The 23770-nt window shown below is 47.7% G+C and carries 17 protein-coding genes and 1 riboswitch; of the genes, 8 read left to right on the forward strand and 9 right to left on the reverse strand.

Annotated elements, in window-relative coordinates:
- Positions 1–106 precede the first annotated feature (106 nt).
- Positions 107–203, forward strand: a riboswitch (TPP riboswitch).
- Between the two features lie 7 nt (positions 204–210).
- Positions 211–1584 (forward strand): phosphomethylpyrimidine synthase ThiC, encoded by a 1374-nt coding sequence (gene thiC / locus QUB44_RS07870; protein WP_333253766.1) that lies wholly within the window; start codon positions 211–213, stop codon positions 1582–1584.
- A gap of 396 nt (positions 1585–1980) precedes the next feature.
- Here thiC and QUB44_RS07875 read toward each other — a convergent pair whose 3' ends face one another.
- The 4 genes from QUB44_RS07875 to pyrE all read right to left on the reverse strand — a co-directional run bounded on the left by QUB44_RS07875 (position 1981) and on the right by pyrE (position 5102).
- Complete coding sequence (locus QUB44_RS07875; RefSeq protein WP_333365114.1) at positions 1981–2142, reverse strand: DNA cytosine methyltransferase; 162 nt, start codon at positions 2140–2142, stop codon at positions 1981–1983.
- Positions 2143–2319: 177 nt separating this feature from the next.
- Positions 2320–2772, reverse strand: a complete 453-nt coding sequence (locus QUB44_RS07880) for a hypothetical protein (RefSeq protein ID WP_333365117.1) — start codon at positions 2770–2772, stop codon at positions 2320–2322.
- Between the two features lie 353 nt (positions 2773–3125).
- Entirely contained in the window at positions 3126–4412 is a 1287-nt protein-coding gene (gene dcm, locus QUB44_RS07885) for a DNA (cytosine-5-)-methyltransferase (protein ID WP_333365120.1), read from the reverse strand.
- A 114-nt stretch (positions 4413–4526) separates the two neighbouring features.
- Positions 4527–5102: an orotate phosphoribosyltransferase gene (gene pyrE / locus QUB44_RS07890; protein WP_333365123.1), complete on the reverse strand. Its 576-nt coding sequence runs from the start codon at positions 5100–5102 to the stop codon at positions 4527–4529.
- Between the two features lie 84 nt (positions 5103–5186).
- Between pyrE and QUB44_RS07895 the strand changes: the two genes are divergently transcribed.
- Positions 5187–5714: a hypothetical protein gene (locus tag QUB44_RS07895; protein ID WP_333365126.1), complete on the forward strand. Its 528-nt coding sequence runs from the start codon at positions 5187–5189 to the stop codon at positions 5712–5714.
- A gap of 181 nt (positions 5715–5895) precedes the next feature.
- Here the strand turns inward: QUB44_RS07895 and QUB44_RS07900 are convergent, their stop codons facing one another.
- Positions 5896–6639, reverse strand: a complete 744-nt coding sequence (locus tag QUB44_RS07900) for a pentapeptide repeat-containing protein (RefSeq protein WP_333365129.1) — start codon at positions 6637–6639, stop codon at positions 5896–5898.
- Between the two features lie 20 nt (positions 6640–6659).
- Positions 6660–7304, reverse strand: coding sequence for a hypothetical protein (locus QUB44_RS07905; protein ID WP_333365132.1), 645 nt, complete (start codon positions 7302–7304; stop codon positions 6660–6662).
- A gap of 501 nt (positions 7305–7805) precedes the next feature.
- On the opposite strand from QUB44_RS07905, the gene QUB44_RS07910 reads away from it, so the two are divergent.
- A complete protein-coding gene (locus tag QUB44_RS07910; protein ID WP_333365135.1) occupies positions 7806–8120 on the forward strand; it encodes a WGxxGxxG family protein in 315 nt (104 codons plus the stop codon).
- A gap of 361 nt (positions 8121–8481) precedes the next feature.
- Here QUB44_RS07910 and QUB44_RS07915 read toward each other — a convergent pair whose 3' ends face one another.
- Positions 8482–13428: a PAS domain-containing protein gene (locus tag QUB44_RS07915; protein ID WP_333365242.1), complete on the reverse strand. Its 4947-nt coding sequence runs from the start codon at positions 13426–13428 to the stop codon at positions 8482–8484.
- Between the two features lie 182 nt (positions 13429–13610).
- Here QUB44_RS07915 and QUB44_RS07920 point away from each other — a divergent pair, with 182 nt between their 5' ends.
- Together QUB44_RS07920 and QUB44_RS07925 are read left to right on the forward strand one after the other, a co-directional pair.
- Positions 13611–14414, forward strand: coding sequence for a creatininase family protein (locus QUB44_RS07920; RefSeq protein WP_333365246.1), 804 nt, complete (start codon positions 13611–13613; stop codon positions 14412–14414).
- Between the two features lie 81 nt (positions 14415–14495).
- The gene (locus QUB44_RS07925; protein WP_333365249.1) at positions 14496–15251 is read left to right on the forward strand and encodes a DUF561 domain-containing protein; all 756 of its coding nucleotides are present in this window, start codon (positions 14496–14498) and stop codon (positions 15249–15251) included.
- A gap of 140 nt (positions 15252–15391) precedes the next feature.
- Here QUB44_RS07925 and QUB44_RS07930 read toward each other — a convergent pair whose 3' ends face one another.
- Positions 15392–16069, reverse strand: a complete 678-nt coding sequence (locus QUB44_RS07930; RefSeq protein WP_333365251.1) for a calcium-binding protein — start codon at positions 16067–16069, stop codon at positions 15392–15394.
- Positions 16070–16148: 79 nt separating this feature from the next.
- Between QUB44_RS07930 and QUB44_RS07935 the strand changes: the two genes are divergently transcribed.
- The 3 genes from QUB44_RS07935 to dprA all read left to right on the forward strand — a co-directional run bounded on the left by QUB44_RS07935 (position 16149) and on the right by dprA (position 19001).
- Positions 16149–16796 (forward strand): DUF2301 domain-containing membrane protein, encoded by a 648-nt coding sequence (locus tag QUB44_RS07935; RefSeq protein ID WP_333139095.1) that lies wholly within the window; start codon positions 16149–16151, stop codon positions 16794–16796.
- 127 nt (positions 16797–16923) lie between these two features.
- On the forward strand, positions 16924–17577 hold the full coding sequence (locus QUB44_RS07940; RefSeq protein WP_333365254.1) for a YdcF family protein: 654 nt from the start codon (positions 16924–16926) through the stop codon (positions 17575–17577).
- Positions 17578–17849: 272 nt separating this feature from the next.
- Positions 17850–19001: a DNA-processing protein DprA gene (gene dprA, locus QUB44_RS07945; RefSeq protein ID WP_333365257.1), complete on the forward strand. Its 1152-nt coding sequence runs from the start codon at positions 17850–17852 to the stop codon at positions 18999–19001.
- Positions 19002–19457: 456 nt separating this feature from the next.
- Here the strand turns inward: dprA and QUB44_RS07950 are convergent.
- Positions 19458–23770: FG-GAP-like repeat-containing protein (locus QUB44_RS07950; protein ID WP_333365259.1), on the reverse strand; the 4313-nt coding region annotated here is incomplete at its 5' end.

Raw genomic sequence — 23770 nt, forward strand, 5'->3', positions numbered from 1 at the left:
GAAATATCAGAAGTCGGGAAAGTGTGATCGCTCCCCTCATCTATCTCTCAATATTAAGATTTCCTTACTTGCTGCCACCGTGCCCATAAATCGGTGATACAATCAACAGCTTAGCTAGGGGTGCCCGAATATCCGGGCTGAGAAAACACCCTTAGAACCTGAGTCTGGGTAATACCAGCGGAGGGAAGCTGTTTATCAAGGAAATTAAATATGCGTACCGAATGGATCGCTAAGCGTAGCGGGCAGAGCAATGTATCTCAAATGCACTACGCCCGTCAAGGTGTCATCACTGAGGAAATGGACTTTGTTGCTAAGCGAGAAAATCTCCCAGCAGAACTGATCCGCGCCGAAGTAGCACGGGGACGGATGATTATTCCCGCTAACATCAATCACACGAATTTGGAGCCAATGGCGATCGGCATTGCATCTAAATGCAAAGTCAATGCTAACATCGGTGCATCTCCCAACTCTTCCAATATGGAAGAAGAAGTTGACAAGCTTAAATTAGCAGTGAAATACGGCGCTGATACCGTGATGGACTTGTCCACTGGCGGCGGTAATTTGGATGAAATTCGCACTACAATTATCAAAGCTTCACCGGTGCCGATCGGTACTGTACCAATTTACCAAGCACTAGAAAGCGTTCATGGTAATATGGAAAGTCTGACGCCCAATGACTTTCTTCACATCATTGACAAACACGCTCAACAAGGTGTTGATTACCAAACAATTCACGCCGGAATTCTGATCGAGCATTTGCCGTTGGTGAAAAATAGACTAACTGGAATCGTCTCTCGCGGCGGCGGCATTTTGGCGCGGTGGATGCTGCATCACCACAAACAAAATCCTCTCTACACTCACTTTAACGACATCATTGAAATCTTCAAAAAATACGATGTTTCGTTTAGTTTGGGAGATTCTTTGCGCCCCGGTTGCACTCACGATGCGTCGGATGAGGCTCAATTAGCTGAACTCAAAACTTTGGGACAATTAACTCGCAAAGCTTGGGAACATGATGTGCAGGTAATGGTGGAAGGGCCCGGCCACGTTCCAATGGATCAAATCGAGTTTAATGTCAAGAAACAAATGGAGGAGTGTTCGGAAGCACCTTTCTATGTTTTGGGGCCGTTGGTGACAGATATTGCGCCTGGATACGACCACATTACCTCAGCAATTGGGGCCGCGATGGCTGGTTGGTACGGTACTGCAATGCTGTGTTACGTGACACCGAAGGAACACTTAGGATTGCCGAATGCTGAGGATGTCCGAAACGGGCTGATTGCTTACAAAATCGCGGCTCACGCTGCAGATATTGCACGGGGTCGTCCGGGTGCGCGCGATCGCGATGATGAACTCTCGAAAGCGCGTTACAATTTCGATTGGAACCGTCAATTTGAGCTGTCATTAGATCCAGAACGGGCAAAGGAATATCACGACGAAACTTTGCCTGCGGACATCTACAAAACTGCTGAATTCTGTTCAATGTGCGGGCCTAAGTTCTGTCCGATGCAGACTAAGGTTGATGCCGATGCTTTGACAGAATTAGAGAAGTTTTTGGCTAAGGAACCTGTAGCCCAAAGCTAATTGGATTAATTCGTAGGGTGCTGATGGCGCAATTTACTTAATCCTAAAGCTGTTTCGTTTCTTGTGGGGCGGGCATCCTGCCCGCTCAAAAGTAGGGTTCTGATGGCGCACGTTACTTAAGGTTATATTAAAAGCAGTTTCCCAAAAGGAGAATTGCGATGTTCCCTTGCAGGTACTTTTTCGTTGCCAAGGAATCCAGAATTTTATCAAGATTGGGATGAGCAAAAAAAGTAGCTATTTGCTCTTTAGTTAATAGGTTGCCATCTGGATCATGCCCAAATTCTTTATTTCACCTTTTCAATATAAAACTCTTCATCAACTTAATTTCGTCTAAACTGAACTCGCCTCGCCAACCCAGTTCGCAAGAATGAAGAGAGTTGCCACTGCGATAGTCAATTAGCCGCCTACCATGTACTGGTAAACTAACTGAGCGTCGCGATTGATTTCGCTGCTTAATACGCATTCCGTTTCCAGATTCAAGGAACGAGTGGCGGCCTCAAACGCTAATCTCATGCCGCCTATTCCTGAGAATAAGTCAATAAATCTAATTTTTTTCATAGCCATTAAGCCTGCGCTAAAAACTCATATTTTGTACGATTTTTCAATCGACGCAGAGCCTCTAGATATTCATCACCAGGTAGAGCCTGGTAACGAGAAATTTTCAATTCGTAGGCTGCGTTAAGGCAGTGTAACGCACCGCCTAGCCTAATGCACCCTTTGAGCTAAGTAAAAGATTTACCTGGGTATGTTAACTTGCGCTGTCTGTTGGCATGTTGAAAGAATGCGGCGATCGTTTGAGCTAATTTTGCGAATAGGATGCAGATTTGTTAGCTGAGTATTGATTTCAAGTGTTTGAATTTTTCCGGCTGAGATTGCCTTCCCGGACAGTGTATTTCCCTGAATTTTACCAGTGAAGCACGCAAAGTCCGATCGCGGCGCGTAGATTGCACCAACCACCCGATCGTCCTGGCGTTGAAACACAATATAGTTTTGAAGAACTTGGTTGGGCTGTGGCGAATCTCCGTACAGGTAAATACCATCTGGCAAAGCAGCAACATTAGTCTTAGATGGACTTTGTTGTGCTTGAAGCGGTTGTTGCTGAATCCCAACACCAATTAGTGTCAGAGGAAAAATAAAGGCTGTTGCCAGTAGTTTCCATTTCTCTTTAATAGATGCAGGTAAAATCATTACTGCTTCTCCTTGCGTCGTCGTCTAACATATTAAAACAATCTTCTCTAGTTAATATCTCACTCAGGTTATAATTTCGCTCTGCTAAAATCTGCCGATTGGTAGAGATTCTGAACCTGAAAGCTGCCGCTTGTTTAGCACCGAAAACTTTATTTTCCCTTGTCCTGCAAGTACCTGAGCTGATTTTGATAAGAAAATTAGAGCGGGCATAGTTTCTAATCCCACCCAATAAAACAGCGATCTAAGGTTGATGCCGATGCTTTGGCGGAATTAGAGAAGTTTTTGGCTAAGGAACCTGTAGCGCAAAGCTAGTTGCTAGGGTGGGCGGAAATACTCGGCTCACCCTTCCCAATTCACCAGGTGCTAACTTTTTGTTTGGTAGAGCACAAAACATTCTGGATAACTTCGAGAGCAACAGCTTTAACTACATTAATACTTACACTATTACCCAGTTGATGATAAGCTTTATCATCATTAGGATGCAGCATGAAACTATCTGAAAAACCTTGTAACCGTGCTGCTTCGCGGGGAGTAATCCTGCGGACTCGGTTATGATAGTAAACTCCTAATCTATTAGCATCACTGGCAACTATTGTTACAGAGATTTTCTGCGGATCGAGAAATTTATAGACTTCAAAGGAAAAGTTACCTGATACAGGTTTGTATTGATTGTTGTTGCGTTGCAGGTACTTTTTTGTTACCAAGGAATCGAGAATTTCATCGAGATTGGGATGAGCAAAAAAAGTAGCTATTTGCTCTTTAGTTAATAACTTGCCATCTTGGTCAGATCCAAATTCTTTATTGCGCCTTTTCAAGATAAAAAGATTCATTAATTCAATTTCGTCTAAACTGCACTCGCCTCGCAAACCCAGTTCCCAAGAATGAATCGAATTGCCACCGCGATAGTCAATTAGCCGCCTACCGTGCAGTCGGCTGAAATCATTGTTAACTATTTGTTTCAAGGCATTAACAAATTCTGGCGAACAATCATATTTTGGATCTGGATTGTCTTCCAAAATATCTGCAACTGTGACAGGTTTACTTAACGGGGAAAATAACGATAGCTGTTGATGACTAGAGGAATGCGAATCTTTTGGGCCTAAGTCAGAAATTAAGCCAAATTGGGGCGAAGCATTGAAAATTCCTACTAGGTAAACTCGGACGCGGTTCTGAGGTAAACTAAAGTTAGAGCTGTTGAGCAAAAAATAATCGAAGCTGTAACCTCGGCTTTTGATTTCGCCCTTAATAGTTTCGAGGGTTCTGCCGCCGTCGTGGCTGACAAGCCCCCGCACGTTCTCGAAAATAAATGCTTGAGGTTTAAAGGTATCAATTAACCTGGCAATCTCAAAAAATAGGGTGCCTCTGGTGTCTCCAAAGCCCTCTTTTTTGCCAGCATAGGAGAAAGACTGACAAGGAAATCCCGCTAATAAAATTTCATGTTCAGGCAGTTTGTCAATTAATCGGATGTCGCCTAAAGGTTTGTCGGCAAAGTTTTTCTGGTAAATTAATTGAGCGTCGGGATTGATTTCGCTGCTTAATACGCATTCTGTTTCCAGATTCAAGGAACGAGCGGCGGATTCAAAGGCTAATCTCATGCCGCCTATTCCTGAGAATAAGTCAATAAAACGGATGGTTTTCATAGCCTTAAACTCGCTGGTTAAGATTGATATCTTGCACTATTGTTAACATGAGGCAGAGCGAAAATATCTCCGTTACCAAGTTCTACGTGGTAACGAAGGGAATCGCACAAACTGCTATTTCTTGCTACTAATCCATTCCTTAAGATCCTGAATGGTAAAAATGGCTTGAAAATCCAATCCCGCCTCGCGATATAATTCCCCTCCACCTTGCTCTCTGTCAATTAGCGACAACACGCGATCGACTTTATAACCCGCTCCCCGCAACCTTTCCACTGCCTGCATCGCCGACTTACCCGTCGTCACCACATCCTCTAAAACCGCCACATTCGTGCCCTCTGGTAACAGTGGGCCCTCAATGTACGCCATTGTCCCGTGTCCCTTCGTCTCCTTTCTGACAATTAGCGCCGGAATCGATCGACCTTCCAGAGCCGAAACCACACTCACAGCAGTTACAATCGGGTCAGCACCCAAAGTCAAACCGCCCACAGCTTGCACCTCCGACGACAGCATCGACAACAGCAAACGTCCCGTTGCCAAAGCACCTTCAGCGTGTAGCGTCACCGGTTTGCAGTTAATGTAATAAGAACTTTTCTGCCCCGAAGACAGCACAAAATCGCCTTCGCGATAGGCAAACTCGCACAACAAATCTAGAAGTCGATCGCGCAACACCTTTAAATCCGCAGCATTCATAACTCACACCGTGTAAAAAACACAAATAATCCGTCGATAATCAGTTTATATTGGAATCGGAATTAATTAAGGAGGCCCAAATATATGAGTCAAAAGTTAAAAAGGCTGAGTGGCGCGTTGATTCTCGCTGTCGCCTCTGCCGCGCTGGCATCCGTCAAACCAGCTCAAGCACAAACAGAGCGATTTCACCCGATTGCCGACGACTTCAACCGACAATTCTTTGAAGCTTCAGGAGACTTTTACCAAAACGTCAGCTTGCAAGGTTACTTTGGCGACTATTTAGGCATAGGTTCCCCCAGCGGCGTCGTTGCCTTTCCCGAAAAAGAAATCGAGCGGGATGCCAGTCGCATCAACGGCTTTTACCGACGAGTAATGCAGCGGCAAGTTTCCAGCGATCCGATTCTGCGCGTCCCGGATGCAGTTAATCCCTTCGATTCCTCAGTCATGGCGCTGCCTCCAGCTTGCCAGCTAGGATCTCAACCAAGCGGCTGTTTCCCTACTCCCGCCGGACTCCAAGATCAGTTTACACTTCCCACACAGCAGGAAGGTTCACCTACTGATTCAGGGCCTGTTAGAGGACTTTATCAAGTATCGCCCGCTGGCCAAAATTAATCGATCGACAGTTGCGATTTTTGAGCCGAGGCGGGTTTACTCAATCTTGGATTTGTATTAGAGAGAAAGCCTCAACCCGCCCCAGAAGCTCATGTTTTGACAATCGTTTCGGTAAACGCGCCACTGACTTTTTTTTCACAATCGCAGTTATTTTAGAAGAATAAATATTATCCAATATTTATCAAACAATGCTGCCATCAGGCATGATTGTTCTTTTCAAAATAGCTTCGCCCAGATTAGCTCCCGCCAAGTTCGCTCCTCTGAGATTTGCTCCGGTCAAATTAGCCCCTCTCAAATCAGCTTTGCCAAGGTTTGTCCACCGGAAATCTGCCGCGCTCAACTGTGCAAAACAGAGATTTGCCCGGAAAAGATATGCTGCTGTGAAGTGAGCTTCCGCGAGGTTAGCTTTAGAGAAATTGGCTGCATAGCAATGTGCTTCAATCAATTCGGCTTGAGTCAGATTGGCTTGACTGAGATTAGCAAAGTTGAGGTTTGCGCCCATCGCATTAACTCGAAACATCACCGCACCGATTAAATTCGCCTCTCCAAAATCGGTTTGTTGGAGATTAGCAGCGGTAAGGTCAGCCCCAATTAAATTAGCACCGCTCAAATCAGCTCCCCTCATGTCGGCCGCTCGCAGGTTGGTTCCAGTTAAATTAGCTTTAATTAAATTAGTTTCGAGCAGTTGCGCTCCGGCAAGATTTGCTAAACTGAGGTTGGATTCGGCGAGGTTTGCCGCAATTAATTTAGCCTTAAACAAGTCTGTTTTAAAAAGGTTCGATCGCCAAAGATACGCACCTCTGAGATTTGCTTCGGCGAGGTTAGCTTCACTGAGATCCGGTTCTATATTTGGGTTGAGATTTCTCCATTCAATCCAACTAACTGCACCTTTTTTTAACAGCGCTAAATGCTGTGTGTTTGCCATAATTGCATCTCCTTTAACGGCTATTCCTTGCGACCAACAATTGCTGGATTTTCTCGACCCGTCACGTTTTCCACTGCCGCAATTGCTGCCTGGGAACCTGCTATAATATCTCGTTCTGCGCCGCCGAGGTAAAGCCGTCCGAAACTGCCTACAGCCTGAACCTCTAAGATGTTAATAGATGCGCCTTTTTCTGCTTCATTAGCGGCCAGGGCTGCATAGGCCGCCGGTTCTACTTCTAAGACGTAAAGCGTTTGTCCCGCCAGCAGCAACTGTCCGCGGCGGGTGCGGTTGATTAATTGTGTTTGGTGGGGGTCAATGTTGCGAATAATTTGACTGGAAATCACTCGCGGTTTGATACATTCTTCTCTGCGGAGTCCGATGAATTCTAGAATTGCTTTGCCTGCGGCCCGCGTTTCCCCCTGCTGACTCGAGTGTACTTCCAGAAGGCCGTACAAGCGTTCGACTATCTGCACTCCCGGGCGCACGGAGGCAGATTTGAGGGCGACATCGGTAATTCGGTTAATTTCGATACCGGGCGAGATTTCTATCCACAGCGACGCATCCCCCGGCAGCGGCAAGAATCCGGCGGCGACTGTGCCGATGTATGCTGCGTGCTGCGGCTGCAAGTTGTCTAGAAATACGTAGCTGCGTAGCTCTATACCCAAAAGTTTTGATCTCCGTCGATCGAGTTCCAACACTTGTCTGTGCAATATCTGAGTTTACCTTTTTTTGTCAACAACACATTATTTGTATGATTGTTGACTGTTGACTGTTGACTGTTGACCGAAAGCATCCAGGATACCCGCCACGTGATTCATCCGTCCAGAAATAAAAAACCTGTATCCGATGAAACTTGCCCCCCGAATTTATCCGTGGGGTCAATGCTTCAATTCTTTAATCTAAAATCTAAAATCTCAAATCGATTGACTGTTGACTGTTTGAACAATACCGATGCAACCGGAAACGATATGAGACACCCCGCGCGAGTGCCGTTTTTGCCTTTGCTAGCCATGTTTAATTTCGTGCGGCTGCTAAAAATTTGATATCAATCTGTAGTAATACGTGGAACTTAGCAATGTTTACCGCTAGAGATGGATTTAACTTTAATAGCCCATCGGTATAGTTTTGATAGTTAAAGATTTTAGCCAACAGAGAGCATTTGAATTATGAAACGTTCTGATTTATCCAAAGCAATCGGTGCAGGTATTATAGCTGCTGGTTTAGCCATAGCACCAGCTCATCTGCCTGCTTCTGCTCAGACAGATACAACTCCTGGTACTAACAACACTACCACCACCACCACCACTCCTCGCTCCGATGTCTACACTGCTGAAACCGATCGCGATTTTGATTGGGGATGGTTGGGATTGCTAGGCTTGTCTGGTTTGTTGGGCTTGATTCCCCGCAAACGCGAAGAAAATGTCCGCTATACAACTACAACGAGTGATCGCGAGCCAGCCGTGCGAAGTGACTACCGCTAAAAATTGAGTCTTAGGGCTGTGGGCATCATGCAGGGACAGGATGTTTTAACCTGTCCGACTAGCACCAATAATCATCAAAAAACCTCCATCGGTGGGGTTTTTTCGTTTGATATCAACTCCGGTTGCACTCAGACATGACTGTTAACTGTTGACTGTTGACTGTTGACTGTTTGAACAATACCGATGCAACCGGAAACGATATGAGATAATGCGCGATCGAACAACCATTGCACCCTCGATATCATTTAGATATAACCGGACTTGATATTATTTATTTCTTCTTTTCTTCTTCCCTTCTTCCTTTGCGTTCTTTGCGTCTTCGCGGTTCGTTAAATAAAGACTTTTCCGACACAAAAACACTTTAAACAATGTTTTTGCCCGATCGACCGAACACCTCCCAAATCCCCTGCACCAACTTTTCGGGGTCTAAAGGCTTACCAATGTGCCGCTGGAACCCCGCAGCCAGCGCCTGCTGATAGTCAATTTCTCCAGCATAAGCCGTGAGGGCGATCGCCGGAACCAGTCCCCCTTGGTCAGGCGCCAGAGCCCGAACCTGTCGCATCAACATATAACCGTCGGTGTCGGGCATTCCAATATCGCTCAACAGCAAATCCGGCACAGACTCAGCTAAAACTGCCAAGGCATCGGCGGCGTTAGCAACTGCTGTAACACTTGCCCCACAATCCTCAAGCAGAAAAACAACCAAATCTCGCGCATCGGCATCATCATCCACCGCTAACACGCGGATACCGCTCAAATTGAAGGATTGCTTTGGCGCAGCGGCCGCAAGACTTGTCTGAGGTTGCACCGGCATCAGGGGTATCCTGACGGTAAATGTCGCGCCTTTTCCTTCGCCTGCACTTTCCGATTTTACCGTGCCACCGTGGAGTTCGACGAGATGGCGGACGATCGCCAATCCTAAACCCAATCCGCCAAACTTGCGCGTCATCGAGCTGTCAGCTTGCTGGAAGTAGTCGAATACATAGGGCAGAAAATCAGGTTCGATACCTTTTCCCGTATCAGTTACAGTAATTTGGGCCAAGGTGTCCACCCGATCGAGAACGACTTCGATTTTGCCGGACGGCGGGGTGAACTTGACGGCATTCGACAGCAAATTCCAGACTACCTGCTGAAGTCTGCCCGCATCGCCCAACACCGGGCCGAGATTCCGTGCAAATTGAGTGCTGATTTGAATCGACTTGACTTGGGCCGCCAGACGCACCGTTTCAATAGCAGCGCCGATGACCCCGGCTAAATCCACAGGTGCAATATTCAAGCTGACCTTGCCTTGCAGAATCCCCGACACGTCGAGCAAATCTTCGATAAGCTGGGTTTGCAGTTTGGCGTTGCGCTCGATCGTCTCTAAGGCGTAACGCTGCTTTTCCGGTGTCAGAATGTTTGATCGCAGCAGCTTCGTCCAGCCCATAATCGGGTTTAAGGGAGTCCGCAATTCGTGGGACAAAACAGCCAAAAATTCATCTTTGACGCGGTTAGCGCGTTCTGCTTCTTCCCGCGCTGCCTTTTCCCGTGCTAGAAGGCGTTCCCGTTCCGCTTCTGCAACTTTGCGATCGGTAATATCGGTGTTGGTGCCACACCAGCGCAGCACGTTGCCCTGATCGTCGCGAATCGGCACGGCGCGGGAGAGAAACCAGCGGTACGATCCGTCTTTGCCGCGCAAGGGGAAAGTATCTTCCCAGGGTTCGGCTATTTCAATGCAGCGCCTAAATTTTGCGACAACGCGATCGAGGTGTTCCGGGTGGTGCACCTGCTGCCAGCCCCAGCCCTGCATTTCCTCTAGGGTGGTGCCCGTGTAGTCAAACCAGCGCTGGTTGTACCAGAAAATCCAGCCGGTGGCATCTGTCATCCATGCCAACTGAGCGATGTTGTCAGCTAGAGCGCGGAACCGAGCCTCGCTTTCGTGCAGATCCTGTAGGGCTCGCGCGTGCAGGATCACCGTCCAGAGGCGAGCCACCACTTCTTGCATCAGCCAAACTTCATCGGGCCGCCAGTGTCGCACCGCCTTTGATGTCACTACCAAAAGAGCCACCCAGCGCCCTTCCTGAAGGCAGGGAACATCGACCAAAGCGCGAATGCTAGCGGCCCCGTAGTTATCGACCAAATGCGCTGTATGCGGGTGATTAGCGATATCTGAAATGACAAGTGTTTGACCTGCCATAGAGAGAGCTTTCAGTTCTGGTGTCTTAAAGTCTGAGATTTGATAGGTACCGGCGGCGCTAGCAAGGGCGGACTGATGCCAGTCTTGGTGGACAATTGCCCGATCGGCTTCGACATCGATTTCGTGCCACACGCAGCGATCGGCATTTAAATATTCTCCCAGACTGTGCATGGCTTCCCACAACATTTCTGCGGGGTTGGAGCGCTGCCGCAAGCGGAGTTCGAGCTCTCCGAGAAACTGCTCGTTCAGTTGGGCCCTTTTGCGATCATGAATATCGGTATTCGTGCCGATCCACTCGACAACCTGGCCTCCTGCGCCGCGAATTGGGACGGCGCGGGACAAATGCCAGCGTTCCATTTGGTCTGCGGCCCGCCGCAGGCGCAGCTCAACTTGATAAACTTCTCCTGTGATTAGACATTCTTCCCAGCGGGCCCAAGATTCTGCCAAATCCGAGGGCGGGACTAGGGATTCCCAATTGTTTTGAGCGGCTTCCTCGTAAGACATTCCCAGATATTCCAACCATTTTTGTTGATTGGTAAAACGAATTTCCCCGGCAGAGTCTACGTTCCAAATCAGGTGGGGCAGCGACTCAGCCAGAAAACGGAAGCGGCGGTCGCTTTCTGCTAAGCTTTCTTCGGCTCGTTTGCGATCGTCAATATCAATCCCGATTCCAGCCCATTGCACCACCTGTCCGTTCCTGTCTTTGACGGGCACAAGTCGCGCTAGATGCCAGCGGTAAGTACCATCAAACCTGCGTACCCGACACTCGAATTCGTAGGCTTCTCCTGCTTCAATCGCAGGAGTGCGCGTGGCGACAACTGTTGGCAGATCATCAGGATGAAATAAGTGCAGCACCGGCGCAGCCAGCGGCAATTCTGGCATCATGCCTGTATAGCTTTTCCAGTGTTGGTTGCAAAACTCTAACCTGCCGTCGGCCGTGTTGATCCACATTAATTCCGGGACGCCATCGGCGAGGGTGCGGTAGAGATTTTCGCTTTGCCGCAGTGCTTCTTCTATTTGCCGGCGCTCGGTTTTGTCCTGCAGAATTTTCAGGAAACCTTGCCCCTCGCCGGCTGCGTCGCGCAGGGGCATCACCAGTCCGCTGCCCCAAAAGCGGCTGCCATCTTTGCGGAGATGCCAGCGCTCGTTTTCTGCTTTTCCCTGAGTCAGGGCGATGTGCATTTCTGCTTCCGGCTTTCGGGCAGCAGAGTCTTCTGGGGTGAAGATGATGCGTCCGTGCTGCCCGACGATTTCAGCTTCGGGATAGCCCAGCAATCTCTCGGCACCTGCGTTCCAACTGGTCACGTGTCCGTTGGTGTCGATGGTGAAGATGGCGTAGTCTTTGGCGCTGTCGAGAATCAACTGCAGGTGGGTTTCACGCTCGCGCAGTGCTGCTTCTGCTTGTTTGCGCTTGGTAATGTTGCTGGTGAAGCCGACTATTTTGGTCAGTTCACCTTGCTGGTTGCGGATCGAACAGCCGCGCTCCCAAACGTCTATCCAGCGCCCGTCTTCGTGCCGGACTCGGTACTCGACTTCGTAGCGATCCGGAATATTCAAGATTGATTGCCCCCCGGCCTGGAGGCTTGCAAAATCGGCGGGATGGATGCGTTCTCTCCACCACTCTGGTGTTGCGGGTGCATCCTCTGGGCAGATACCGACGATCGAGTACAGTCCCTCGGAACGGTAAACTGAGTTCGCTGCGAAATCCCACTCAAACACCAGGCCGTCGATCGCCCTTGTAGCTAACTGAAAGCGGTTGTGGCTTTCTTGCAAGGCGAGTTCGGCGATTTTGCGATCGGTAGCATCAAATAATACTCCGATAAACCGCACTGCTTCGCCTGCGGCGTCGTAGAGATAGCGCCCGAACGCTCTCAACCAGCGGATTTCTCCGTTGTCGGCCCGGATGATGCGGTATTCGGGGGAGTAGAGCGATCGGGTTTGCCTAGCTGTTTCTATTGCCTGCAGGACTTGCTTTAAGTCGTCTGGATGCACGCAGTTTTCCCACACAGCTACGCTTACTTCGCCGTCTGGTACTGGTTCGCAGCCCAAAATGCTGAAATGGGTCGCCGACCAAATTACTCGATTTGTTCGCACGTCTAAATCCCAGGTTGCCATGCCTGAGCCTTCGATGGCGACGCTCAAACGTTCTTCGCTTTGTTTTAAGGCAATTTCAGTTTGTTTGCGATCGCTGATATCTGTCAGGGAACCCACAGCCCGCAAGGGATTGCCTGACTCGTCCCAAATTGCTCGCCCTCTGGCTAAAACCCATTTGTAGCGCCCGTCCCGACGGCGAATGCGGTACTCGCAGCAGTAATGTGAGGTTTCTCGATTCAGGTGCTGCTGCCAATTGCTTTGCATTATCTCCACATCATCGGGATGAATGTAGCTCAAAAATTGGCTGAAGTCCTTGACTTCTTCAGGCCGACGTTCCAAAATCTCTAAACAGCGATCACTCACTACAGAGCAATTTGTTTGCAGGTTGTGATCCCAAATGCCGTCGTTGTTGCCGGCACAGGCTAGCTGCCAGCGTTCTGCGCTTTCTCGCAAAGCTTCTTTAGTTTGATTGGCGCGATCGATTTGTACGGCGGCAACGGCAAAGTCTGCTAGGACGATCGCGATCCGCAAGTCTTCGGCATCGAATTGGCTATCGGAATCGTGAGATACAATCCATATTGCCCCCAGCGGTTGATTTTCTGCTTGCAGCGGCACGACTAATGCTTCGGCGATCGGCAATTTTAGCTGCTGTAAGTCGGTGAAGTATTGTTCGGGAGCGAAGTAAAGCTGGGGAGTTTGGCGATCAAAGCCGGCTCCCGACAAACGCAACTTGCGGGGTGTGTTTCTGTGTTCTGCTGCTTCCCAGGCTCCCGCCAAGGCTTCCCAGCGAAATATTTGTTCGGAAGTTGCATTTTCTTCTAGCAAGCAGACTCCGACGCTTCCTGCGTCGCACAAATCTTGAGCGATCGCAACCAGTGTTTTGAGAAGCGTGTGGGGTGAGGTTGCCAGTTGTCGAGCCAGCGTTTGCAGCGCTCGGTTTTCTGCTTTTTGATCGTGCGATCGAGGGGTGCGGCGCGACAGTTCCTCGGCGATCGGAATGTCGGTTAAATTAGTTTGTGGGGTGTGCCAAGCTTCCATCAATTAATGGTCTCTATGTCTTTCGGTCTGAGCTGGCGAGCATACATCAGCGCCCTCTTAAACCATCTGATAAAAATCATAGCATTTACCGAGAGACAAAATTAGTTATCTATCTTGGTAATTACTTTTTATTTTTCCTGCTAGTGGATTGCCTTAGTTGCCTTTACTCTTGTCGCCACCTTATGCACAATTTTATTCCCGAATCGCGCTTTTTTTCCTATCTAACTTGGATAGAAATTCAGTCTATGCCGGATAAGGAAAATACTGTGATAATTCTGCCGCTAGGTGCGATCGAACAGCACGGCCCCCATTTGCCTTTAATTGTAGATGCGGCAATTAGCCAGGCGGTGACAGGCAAAGCCCTGGCAAAGTTAGAGGCAAATATTCCCGCGTATGCTTTGCCACCTTTGTACTATGGCAAGTCGAACGAGCACTGCCATTTTCCCGGTACAATTATGCTCAGTGCTCAGACACTTTTAGCAGTAATCAGCGAAATTGCGGACAGTATTTATCAGGCGGGATTTCGGAAATTAGTGTTAATGAATGGTCACGGCGGACAGCCGCAGGTGATGGAAATTGCGGCGCGGGATATTCATCAAAAATATCAGGATTTCTCTGTTTTTCCGCTGTTTGTTTGGCGCGTTCCGAATGTGGCTGCTGAATTATTAACTGCGAAGGAGTTGGAGTTTGGGATTCACGCGGGCGATGCAGAAACGAGTTTGATGTTGGCAATTTTGCCGTCGCAGGTAAAAATGGAACTGGCTGTTACAGAATATCCGCAAGGTTTACCAACAGACAGTTTGCTGAGTATGGAAGGGAATTTGCCTTTTGCTTGGCTGACGCGAGAGTTGACTGAAAGTGGTGTGTTGGGCGATGCGACGGTGGCGACGAAAGAAAAGGGAACTCGTATTCTAGAATCTCTCTCTGACGGCTGGGCACAAGTTATCAAAGATGTTTACAAATTTCGCCAGCCGCGTAGTAATTAAAAATTAAGAATTAAAAATCAAAAAATCTTCTAATTTGTGTCAAAATGAGTCTAAGAAATTTTTTGACTGGGAAAACTAACGATGAGTGTAAATTCTAAATTGCAGCGCGCTTTTGAGCAAGGTCGCGCCCTGAAAATTATCAGCGGTTTAAATAATTTTGATGCAGCAAACGTTGCGGCTGTCGTCAAAGCAGCGGATCTCGGCGGTGCTTCCTTTGTCGATATTGCTGCCGATCGAGATTTGGTATTGATGGCAAAACAGTTGACAAATTTGCCAATTTGTGTCTCGGCTGTGGAACCGGAAAAGTTTGTGTCTGCGGTAGAAGCTGGGGCTGATTTGATTGAAATTGGCAACTTTGATGCTTTCTACGCAGTAGGCCGCCGCTTTGAAGCTGAGGAAGTTTTGCAGTTGACTCGCGAAACTCGATCGCTATTTCCAAACATCACTCTTTCTGTGACAGTTCCCCACATTTTGGCACTCGACAAACAAGTGCAATTAGCAATTGAATTAGTCAAAGCTGGGGCTAATATCATCCAAACCGAAGGTGGCACCAGCGCCCAACCAATTCACGCTGGCACCTTGGGATTAATTGAAAAAGCAGCGCCTACTTTGGCCGCAGCCTTTGAAATTTCCCGCGCCGTATCCGTCCCCGTACTCTGCGCTTCCGGTATTTCCAGCGTCACCGCACCCCTCGCTATTGGAGCCGGTGCTGCGGGTGTTGGTGTCGGTTCTGCTGTCAGCCAACTTAATAGCGAAGTGGCGATGATTGCGGCTGTTCGCAGTTTGGTTGAAGCTTTGGCTTTGGTTTCGCGATCGCACTTGCCGGCTTCCATTTAATTAAGAAGGAAGAAGGAAGAAGGAAGAAGGAAGAAGGAAGAAGGAAGAAGGAAGAAGGAAGAAGGAAGATTTTTCCTATCCCCCACTCTCCCCTTCTCCCCCTCTTCCCCTCCCCCACTTTTCCACTTTTCCACTCTTCCTTAATAATTGATAAACCACACGGCATAATCATCTAATAACTGATTGTTCCGGGAGATCACATCAACTGATTCTAACTCTGATAAAGGCAACATAAACTTTTGGCGATCGCTGACGCGCTGCACTTCCACAAATATGCCTTCTTCCTGAAGCACCAAATCTTCCAACCGATTAATTGTGAATCTATCAGTATAAGAAGGTTGAGTTTTTTTGAGCCGTGCATATTCTTTTTTGCTGCCCGAACCCATTGTATATTCTTCTTCCCATTCAAACTCTTCTATGCCGGTAACGTGGCAGGGAAGTTGAATATTTTGCTTGATGTACTCTAGATATTTGACTGAATTTTTTAGGCTGAAATCAATATTTTTTGACCCCAAAATCTTACTGATTTTAGTTTCAAATTGCTTGTTATTAAATGGCATATTTTTATCGAGATGCGCTAACATTTCTGGATCGAACCCCGCTCTCAATTCGGATAATTCCTCCAGCAGGCTCTGAAAGTCGTTGACCGGTTTCGGTCTTCTGCCTGCTACAATGGTTTCATCAAGCTGAACTGGAGGAAGTTCGGATTCTGAAGAAAGGGATTTGCTTTGATCGGGGCGATCGTCCACTTTAGACTTGTTAACTTTAGACTTGTTAACTTTAGGCTGGTTAAGTTTAGGCTTGTTAAATTTAGGCATCGCTCGGTCTCGCTGGATCGGTTTATCAATACAGTATATCTTGGCAGAAGTACATTGTGTCTAATAGGAGGAAGCTGTAATGCAACTACTGAAATCACCTGATGAATCGCCAGTCTATCAAGGACAATTCGGCGAATTTACGATTACTCAAAACGATCGCACGGGAGTGTTGATTTACCGCGCCGGATTGGGGGTGGCGGCGCTGTGTTTTGCGATCGGCGCTACTCTGGTGCTACAACAGGGTGACAACCCGATGGCAATCCAAGCTGTAACGCCTGTTTTTGCTTGTTTCTGGATAGCTTTAGGCGTCAGCTTGGCAACTATTCACATTTACATGATTGCGCTGCACCGCACACTACAGGCGTTTTGGGCGATCGGCGGCGCGGCAGCATTGTTTGTCGCCCTACAAAGTAGCCAACCTCTAGCTTTAGCAGTGTACGAACATCCCGCCACGTTGTGGGGAATTGGCTTTACTTTTGCTGCCTTAAATGGCATTTATTTTAAGGAAGCATTCTGCTTTAATCGCCTCGAAACTAAGTTTTTGACTCCGGGAGTTCCTTTGTTAATTTTAGGACATATTTTTGGATTTTTGTCAGCCGAGAATGAACAATTTTTGCTGGCAATTTGGGCGGCTTTGTTTATCATCTTTGCTGTGCGTAAGTTTTTTCAACCAATGCCGCAGGATATCGGGGATAAAAGCGTTTTTGAGTATCTGAAACACCAATAATTTGGGAATGGGGCATTGGGAATGGGGCATTGGGCATTGGGAAATTCTATCACTTTCCCAGTATTTCCCTCTTCCCCAGTCTCGCCGAATCGGTCTCCATAGCCGAAAACATCTAGATCGAGTTAAAATGAGAATTCGTCTAATCCGCCGCCGAGAAATGTGGGCAGTTACCAAGGAAGGTTGGGTAATTGCTCTGATGGGATTAATAATTGCAATGATCTTAATTCTCACAAATATCCATCCGTTTTTGGCGGTAAATGCGCCGATTAAAGCAGATATCTTGGTTGTCGAAGGCTGGTTGCCGGATTATGCGATCGAAAGTGCGATCGCCGAATTCAAAAAAGGGGAATACCGCCAATTAATTACCACAGGAGTTCCTTTAAGTAAAGGCTACTATCTTGCTGAATATAAAAATTATGCCGCACTAACTGCCGCGACTTGTATTGCGCTAGGATTTGATAAAAACAAAGTAGTAGCAGTACCAGCAGCGAGTGTTGTGAAACACCGCACTGCTGCTTCTGCGATCGCACTTCGGGATTGGCTGGCTGCTTCTGCCATAAAAGTTGACTCAATTAATCTTTATTCCTTTGGCCCTCACGCCCGCAGAAGTTGGATTGTTTTCAAAGAAGTGCTGAATCCTGACACTAAAGTCGGGATTATAGCTGCTGAACCGCAAGATTACAACTCACAAGAATGGTGGAAATCGAGCGAAGGTTTTCGGACTGTAATCGGAGAAATCATTGCTTATATTTACGCCCGTTTCGTAGATTGGAAAGCTTAGCCAGTAATTGTTTATCTCCCTCTTAATTCTCTTCGCGTTCTAGCGCTAACGCGCCTTGGCGGTTCGTAAAAAAACATTTATATAGCAGTTTTAAATACGTGTAAATACAGGACACGGCAGTGCCGTTTCCTTACCCGGACATCTGTGAAAATACAGGACACGGCAGTGCCATTTCCCTACCCAAGGAATACAGGACACGGCAATGCCGTTTCCCTACTATTCATTCAACAAAAAATGATAAAATTATTCTCAGATAAGTTGAGGGTAACTCGTTGCTAGAAGAACGCGCTTACTGGTTAGCATGGTCGCAAATTAACGGTATCGGGCCGATTTTGTTGCAAAGATTGCACCAAAATTTCAATAGTTTGGCAGAAGCTTGGGCGGCAAAACCAGTAGATTTAATGCGAATCGAAGGGTTCGGCAAGCAGATAATTGAAACCATTGTGCAAGAACGCACTAAACTTAATCCTGAAGAATTTATCGAGAAACATCTTATAAAAAATCCCTGTTTTTGGACGCCCGCCGATCCAGATTATCCCCGCTTATTATTAGAAATTCCCAATCCGCCACCGGTGTTGTATTATCGTGGTAATGTCGATCGCAAAGAGAATCACGGAATTACGCCGACGGTGGCAATGGTTGGTACTCGCAGCCCTTCGGAATACGGCAGAAGGTGGACTCGCAAAATTAGTACGGCTTTGGCTAGAAGCGGTTTTACCGTGGTTTCGGGATTGGCTGCGGGCATTGATACAGAGGCTCATACAGGCTGTTTGGAGGCGGGAGGAAGGACTTTTGCAGTAGTGGGGACGGGAGTAGATATTGTATATCCTAAACAAAATGAGAGGTTGTGCGATCGCATTTTGCAGCAGGGATTGGTAATTAGTGAATATCCGGCGGGGACTCAACCGAATAGAACTAATTTTCCGCGCCGAAATCGCATAATTGCTGGCTTAAGCCGCGCTACAATCGTGATAGAAGCTCCGCATAAATCGGGTGCTTTAATTACTGCTTATCAAGCGAATGATTTTTGCCGGGATGTGTATGTTCTGACGGGCAGATTGGATGATGAGCGTTCCTTTGGGTGTTTGGAGTTGCTGAGTAAAGGTGCTCATCCGATTCTGCCGAGTAGCGATCGACTGTTAAGCGAAGACAGGTTGTTGGAAATGCTCGGAGCTATGCCAAAATTGGATAGAGCCGAGCAGTTGTCGCTATTTCCTCCAAATCCGACGGTTGAGAAGCAAGGGCCGCCGTTGGAGCCGGAATTGGCTAAGGTGTTAAGTGCGATCGAATCTGGGCCGATTTCTTTTGATGTAATTGTGGAAGCAGCGGGATTGGAAGCGGGAACAGTTTCTAGTATACTTTTGCAGTTGGAATTGTTGGGATTAGTTTCGCAGTTACCAGGAATGCGATATCAGCGGTGCTGATTTGTAATTAATACGGTTTAGGCTATTGGTGTCAACTTAAGTCTAAAACCCTCTTTATCTCTCGTTTACCGCCGAGGCAAGATCCCCCTAAATCCCCCTTAAGAAGGGGGACTTTGAGAAGATTCTTGTCCCCCCCTTTTTAAGGGGGGTTAGGGGGGATCAAGGCCTTGAGAGTAAGCGGTTGAAACCGCATATATACAAACGAATTCCGTTTAGGCTATTGGTGTCAACTTAAGTCTAAAACCCTCTTGATCTCTCGTTTACCGCCGAGGTCAGATCCCCCTAAATCCCCCTTAAGAAGGGGGACTTTGAGAAGTTTCTTGTCCCCCCCTTTTTAAGGGGGGTTAGGGGGGATCAAGGCCTTGATAGTCAGCGGTTGAAACCGCATATATACAAACGAAGCCCGTCTCTAAGAGACTGAAGAATAATAAGGACGAAAGTCCTCATTACGAACCTTTAAATCAACCCGAAATTAGCAGCACTAATACTGCTAGCCGAAACACCATTGAGAGAAGCTAAAATCTCCCCTGTTTGTGCCAACCGGATTAAAGTCGAACCGCTATCTTGAGCAATAGCCAATTGCGAGAAACTCAACCCGTTACCCAATACTAACAAGTCTTGACTGACTTCAAAATCAGCAATAGTATCAGTACCGGAATTGGTAGAGAGTAAGAACTTATCTAATCCCCTTCCTCCTACCAAAGTATCACTTCCCAAACCGCCCGCCAGTAAATCATCTCCCTTACCTCCGTAAAGAATATCATTACCATCATCACCATTCAAGATATCAGCACCACGGTTGCCAAATAAGACATCATCACCGCTACTTCCCAGGATTGTATCGCTACCTTTGCCCCCGAAAATAGTGTCATTCCCCAGACTTCCGTCGAGGGAATCATTGCCCCTCATCCCCATCAACACATTATTCCCGCTGTCGCCAGTCAGGATATCGTCGCCATTTGTACCGATAATTGCATCCGGGGAATTGCTGCCCAAATCAGCATCGCCGCTGACAACAGGAGTTGCAATCCCAGTCGGCAATACTACAGCTTCAATTCTGCTATCTAAAGCAGTACCAGTATTGTCAGCAACTAGCTGGGAAATAGGTTTATTTCCTGTACCAACTTCTTTGAAGTCTTGAGTGGTTGGGCCCAAGGCTACTTGTTGGAGGCGGGCAAGTGATTCAGGAATTGATGTTCCTGTTGGGTTGGAGACAGCCACATCAATGCGCTGATTGGCTGTTGCCATTACTGTCGCGGATTGCGATGTAATTTGGCTGACTTGTTGAGAGTTGAAACTGGGGTCTATTTGCTGGATTTTAGCGGCTGCTTGCTGAATGATTGGTTCTAAAGCTGCTGCATTGCTGAGGTTTAAGACTGTACCTGATTCAATTTGATTGGTAATTGAACTGACAACAGCCTTGACAATATCAGTATTGACTGCACTGGAAGCACCGTCAATCAAACCGCTGGTTTGGGTGATGAAGTTTTGGACTTTCACCATTTCTGCTAAGACTTGGACTCCGCCCGGTACGTTGTTGTTGGTAGCTTCTATTGGATCTAAGCTAGTTAGGTCAACTTCAGCGGGGAGTCCAAGGGCGGCTTTGACTAAAGATTGGGCTTCTTCTTGTGTAATTCCTTTGTCGGTTAAGTCGGCGATTAAGCTGGTTAGGAGGGTGACTACACTCGCATCTGGTGGTGCGGTGACTGGTGTTTCTAGGGGTAAGCCGGTGGCGGTGTCAATGCCTCCTATGGCTACTAAATGCCCTTCTTCTGGGTCTATTTCTCCGTTGTTGTTGGTGTCGAAAATCTCGAAGGGGATGTTGAGATTGAATTTACCGCCTGAATCGGTTGTGGTAGATGGTTCGTTGGTATCGAGGACGGCGTTTTTGTTGGCGTCTAAGAACACAGTTGCACCGTCTATGTAGCCGTCAATAACAGTACCTCCAGGCGGGTTATTGGGGTCGTCGTCCGCGATCGTCACAATAGCACGAGAGGGATCGCCTACCTTTTGGGAGTAGTCAGAATGTAAGGTGATAAAAACTTTCTCGTCGCCTTCTACCAGGTTATCGTCGTTGACCTTGACAACCATGTTGACGCTGGGTTTACCGGCTGGAATGGTGATAAAGTTGCCGGACTCGTTAGATTGCAAGGGCTCACCGGACTCGGAAAGCAATTGGTAATCTATACCGGGTATAGCAGTATCAGGTATGGGAGTGTAGCTTATATTATCGAGCCGATTATCCACTTTGTAATAGACATCCAGCGGGTTAGCGAGGTTGCCACCAGTACGGGTAATAGTGAATTTTCCAGGATTGGGTTCTTCGGTTGCAGGGATTGTTTCCGCCGTATTTGGATCTGTAGCAGTGATAGTGAGGGTTGGTTTGATATCGGGGGCTTTAAATTCTCCTTGGGCAAAAGGTGAACCCGCCCAAGCACTGTCGATCGCCTGTACACTCCAGTTATAAGTTTGTCCAGGGATTAAGTAATCTGGCTTGAGCAGCCAATTGTACTCCCCGTAGTTTTGGTTGATCTTGGCTTGGTTGACATTCCCCAACTGCACTACTTGCCGAGTTCCGTCATCACCGGACATGGGGCCAACAATGTACTCTTTAATGGGGGGCTTATCACCACCGTTGGGATTGGGACGAGTAGTCCAAACTTGCAGGTTGTAACTTAAACCCCGATCAGGAGTTTTAGAGTCCAGAGTTTTACCGTCGATTGAGGTACTACTCTGTGCTGGCCGCCAACTTAATACAACTCCTTCTTCTGAAATAGTATGAGACTGTAAAAATTGAGGTTGAGGTGCAGAGGGTCGGGTGTTCGCATCAGGGGTGTTGTTGCGGTAGATTTTGACAAAGCTGCCACCCGGAAAAGATGAATCATCTCTTGTCGTGAGTGCAATATCTAGTCTGCCGTCCTCGTCATAGTCTCCCCAAGAACTCGGGCTGGCAACATTATTAGGCAGCCCTGAATCCTTGAGGAGTTCAAAATTGCTGCCAGAATCATTTCTTTCGTAAACTTTCGCGACACTGGAACCCGAATTACCATCCAGTTCTGTCACAAGGATATCCAGCTTGCCATTGTTGTCGTAGTCTCCCCACGCACCGGGACTACCACCATACCCGAATGTGTAAGCTTCCTGAAAGCTAGTAGTATCCCCATAGCTATTGTTTCCGAGCAATCTGGTACGGCCGTAGTTCCATTCATTTGGACGCGACGATCCACCTGTAAGCAAGATATCTAGTTTGCCATCGCCGTAGGAGTCTCCCCATGCACCGTAAATAATAGGTTCTTGGGGGTTTTGATATTGCAGTAGTGGATTGCTCTCTTCGGTAAAGCCATTGCCAGTGTTGCGATACAATTTTGCGATGTAATTTGGCTTGGGGTCGCTTTTTAGAGCGGTGTCCCCTGTCAGCAAGATATCGGGTTTGCCATCGTTGTTGTAGTCTCCCCAGGCCGCATTGCCAATAACACCGGGCAAGCTAGCCCCAGTCTCCTCCTCAAAGGTAAGGGCGTAGTTAAAGATACTGCCGTTGTTAAAACCAATGGGTTCGTTGCGGAACACTTTGGCGATGTATCCTGAACTCGTGTCACCTGTGAGTACGAGATCCTTTCTGCCATCGTTGTTGTAGTCTCCCCAAGCTGCGGAACCGCTGAAAATACCAGGCAGCTTTACCCTCGTGTCTAGAGTAAATTTAGTGGTGTCGATGGAGGTTGGGTAATTGGGAATAGTGCTATCAGTCTTTTGGTTCCGGTACAGTCCGGTGATGGGGGTGTAGCGTGGCGAACCAGAGGTGTCTCCTTCATTAATTACGCCTGTGAGCAAGATATCGAGATCGCCATCATTGTCGCTGTCTCCCCAGGTAGCAGAAGGTTTGGAATCATGATTCTTCCCATTTTCCTGAATCACACCTCCATAAACGGGAGGCAGCCCTATATCAATTGGTTTAAAGCCTTGAGCACCTTCGTTGCTGTACACTTTCGGGAGGTATTGCGATCGGGGAAAAGAAAGTGGGTTGTTTGGTAAACTACCTCCTTCCATCACCAACAGATCCAAATCGCCGTCATTGTCGTAGTCTCCCCAGGCATTAGGGCCGACAAAACCAGGTATCTTCAGATCCGCGAGTTCGTTGGTGAAAACTTGATCCAAAATTTGCAAGGTGGTAGAGCTTTGAGTGCCAATATCGGCATTATCCGCACTAGCTATCCGAAACGCGATTTCTTCTGTTCCCTCAGCTTGACTATCCGATAAGATGCCTATTGTGAAAGTTTTGGTATCTTCGCCTGGGTTAAAGGTGACTTGACCAGAGTAACTGGAGGCAAAGTTCCAATCTGTTCCCAAAGTCGCTGAACCACCAGTAACAGGTTGTATGTACGCCCTGGAAATTTTGTCTAGATCCCCAGCGCGAGTGAGAGTAATTTCTGCCTGAACGACTCCTGTGGAACTTTCCTTGACTTTGTAAGTAGCTTGGGAAAAACTTACCGTGGGAGGCACACTAAGAGGCAGATTGTTAGGTTCCGTTATACCCAATGGAGTTCCGTTAGAGTTCGGTAATCCGATCGGGAATATGTTTGGGTTGCCTGTTCCTATGCCACCACCGCCGATTGGTTCTTCTACAGTGCCACCACCGCCTGGTTCTTCTACAGTGCCACCACCGCCGATTGGTTCTTCTACAGTGCCACCACCGCCTGGTTCTTCTACAGTGCCACCACCGCCTGGTTCTTCTACAGTGCCACCACCGCCTGGTTCTTCTACAGTGCCACCAC

The sequence above is a fragment of the Microcoleus sp. AT3-D2 genome, assembly GCF_036705715.1.
Taxonomy (GTDB): domain Bacteria; phylum Cyanobacteriota; class Cyanobacteriia; order Cyanobacteriales; family Microcoleaceae; genus Microcoleus.

Bases quoted from the DNA above. Each gene is read 5' to 3' on its own strand.
- QUB44_RS07895 (WP_333365126.1), top strand. From the start codon at position 5,187: ATGAGTCAAAAGTTAAAAAGGCTGAGTGGCGCGTTGATTCTCGCTGTC.
- pyrE (WP_333365123.1), bottom strand. From the start codon at position 5,102: ATGAATGCTGCGGATTTAAAGGTGTTGCGCGATCGACTTCTAGATTTG.
- QUB44_RS07930 (WP_333365251.1), bottom strand. From the start codon at position 16,069: ATGCCTAAATTTAACAAGCCTAAACTTAACCAGCCTAAAGTTAACAAG.
- QUB44_RS07875 (WP_333365114.1), bottom strand. From the start codon at position 2,142: ATGAAAAAAATTAGATTTATTGACTTATTCTCAGGAATAGGCGGCATG.
- QUB44_RS07915 (WP_333365242.1), bottom strand. From the start codon at position 13,428: ATGGAAGCTTGGCACACCCCACAAACTAATTTAACCGACATTCCGATC.
- QUB44_RS07880 (WP_333365117.1), bottom strand. From the start codon at position 2,772: ATGATTTTACCTGCATCTATTAAAGAGAAATGGAAACTACTGGCAACA.
- thiC (WP_333253766.1), top strand. From the start codon at position 211: ATGCGTACCGAATGGATCGCTAAGCGTAGCGGGCAGAGCAATGTATCT.
- QUB44_RS07935 (WP_333139095.1), top strand. From the start codon at position 16,149: ATGCAACTACTGAAATCACCTGATGAATCGCCAGTCTATCAAGGACAA.
- dcm (WP_333365120.1), bottom strand. From the start codon at position 4,412: ATGAAAACCATCCGTTTTATTGACTTATTCTCAGGAATAGGCGGCATG.
- QUB44_RS07925 (WP_333365249.1), top strand. From the start codon at position 14,496: ATGAGTGTAAATTCTAAATTGCAGCGCGCTTTTGAGCAAGGTCGCGCC.
- QUB44_RS07920 (WP_333365246.1), top strand. From the start codon at position 13,611: ATGCACAATTTTATTCCCGAATCGCGCTTTTTTTCCTATCTAACTTGG.
- QUB44_RS07900 (WP_333365129.1), bottom strand. From the start codon at position 6,639: ATGGCAAACACACAGCATTTAGCGCTGTTAAAAAAAGGTGCAGTTAGT.
- QUB44_RS07940 (WP_333365254.1), top strand. From the start codon at position 16,924: ATGAGAATTCGTCTAATCCGCCGCCGAGAAATGTGGGCAGTTACCAAG.
- QUB44_RS07910 (WP_333365135.1), top strand. From the start codon at position 7,806: ATGAAACGTTCTGATTTATCCAAAGCAATCGGTGCAGGTATTATAGCT.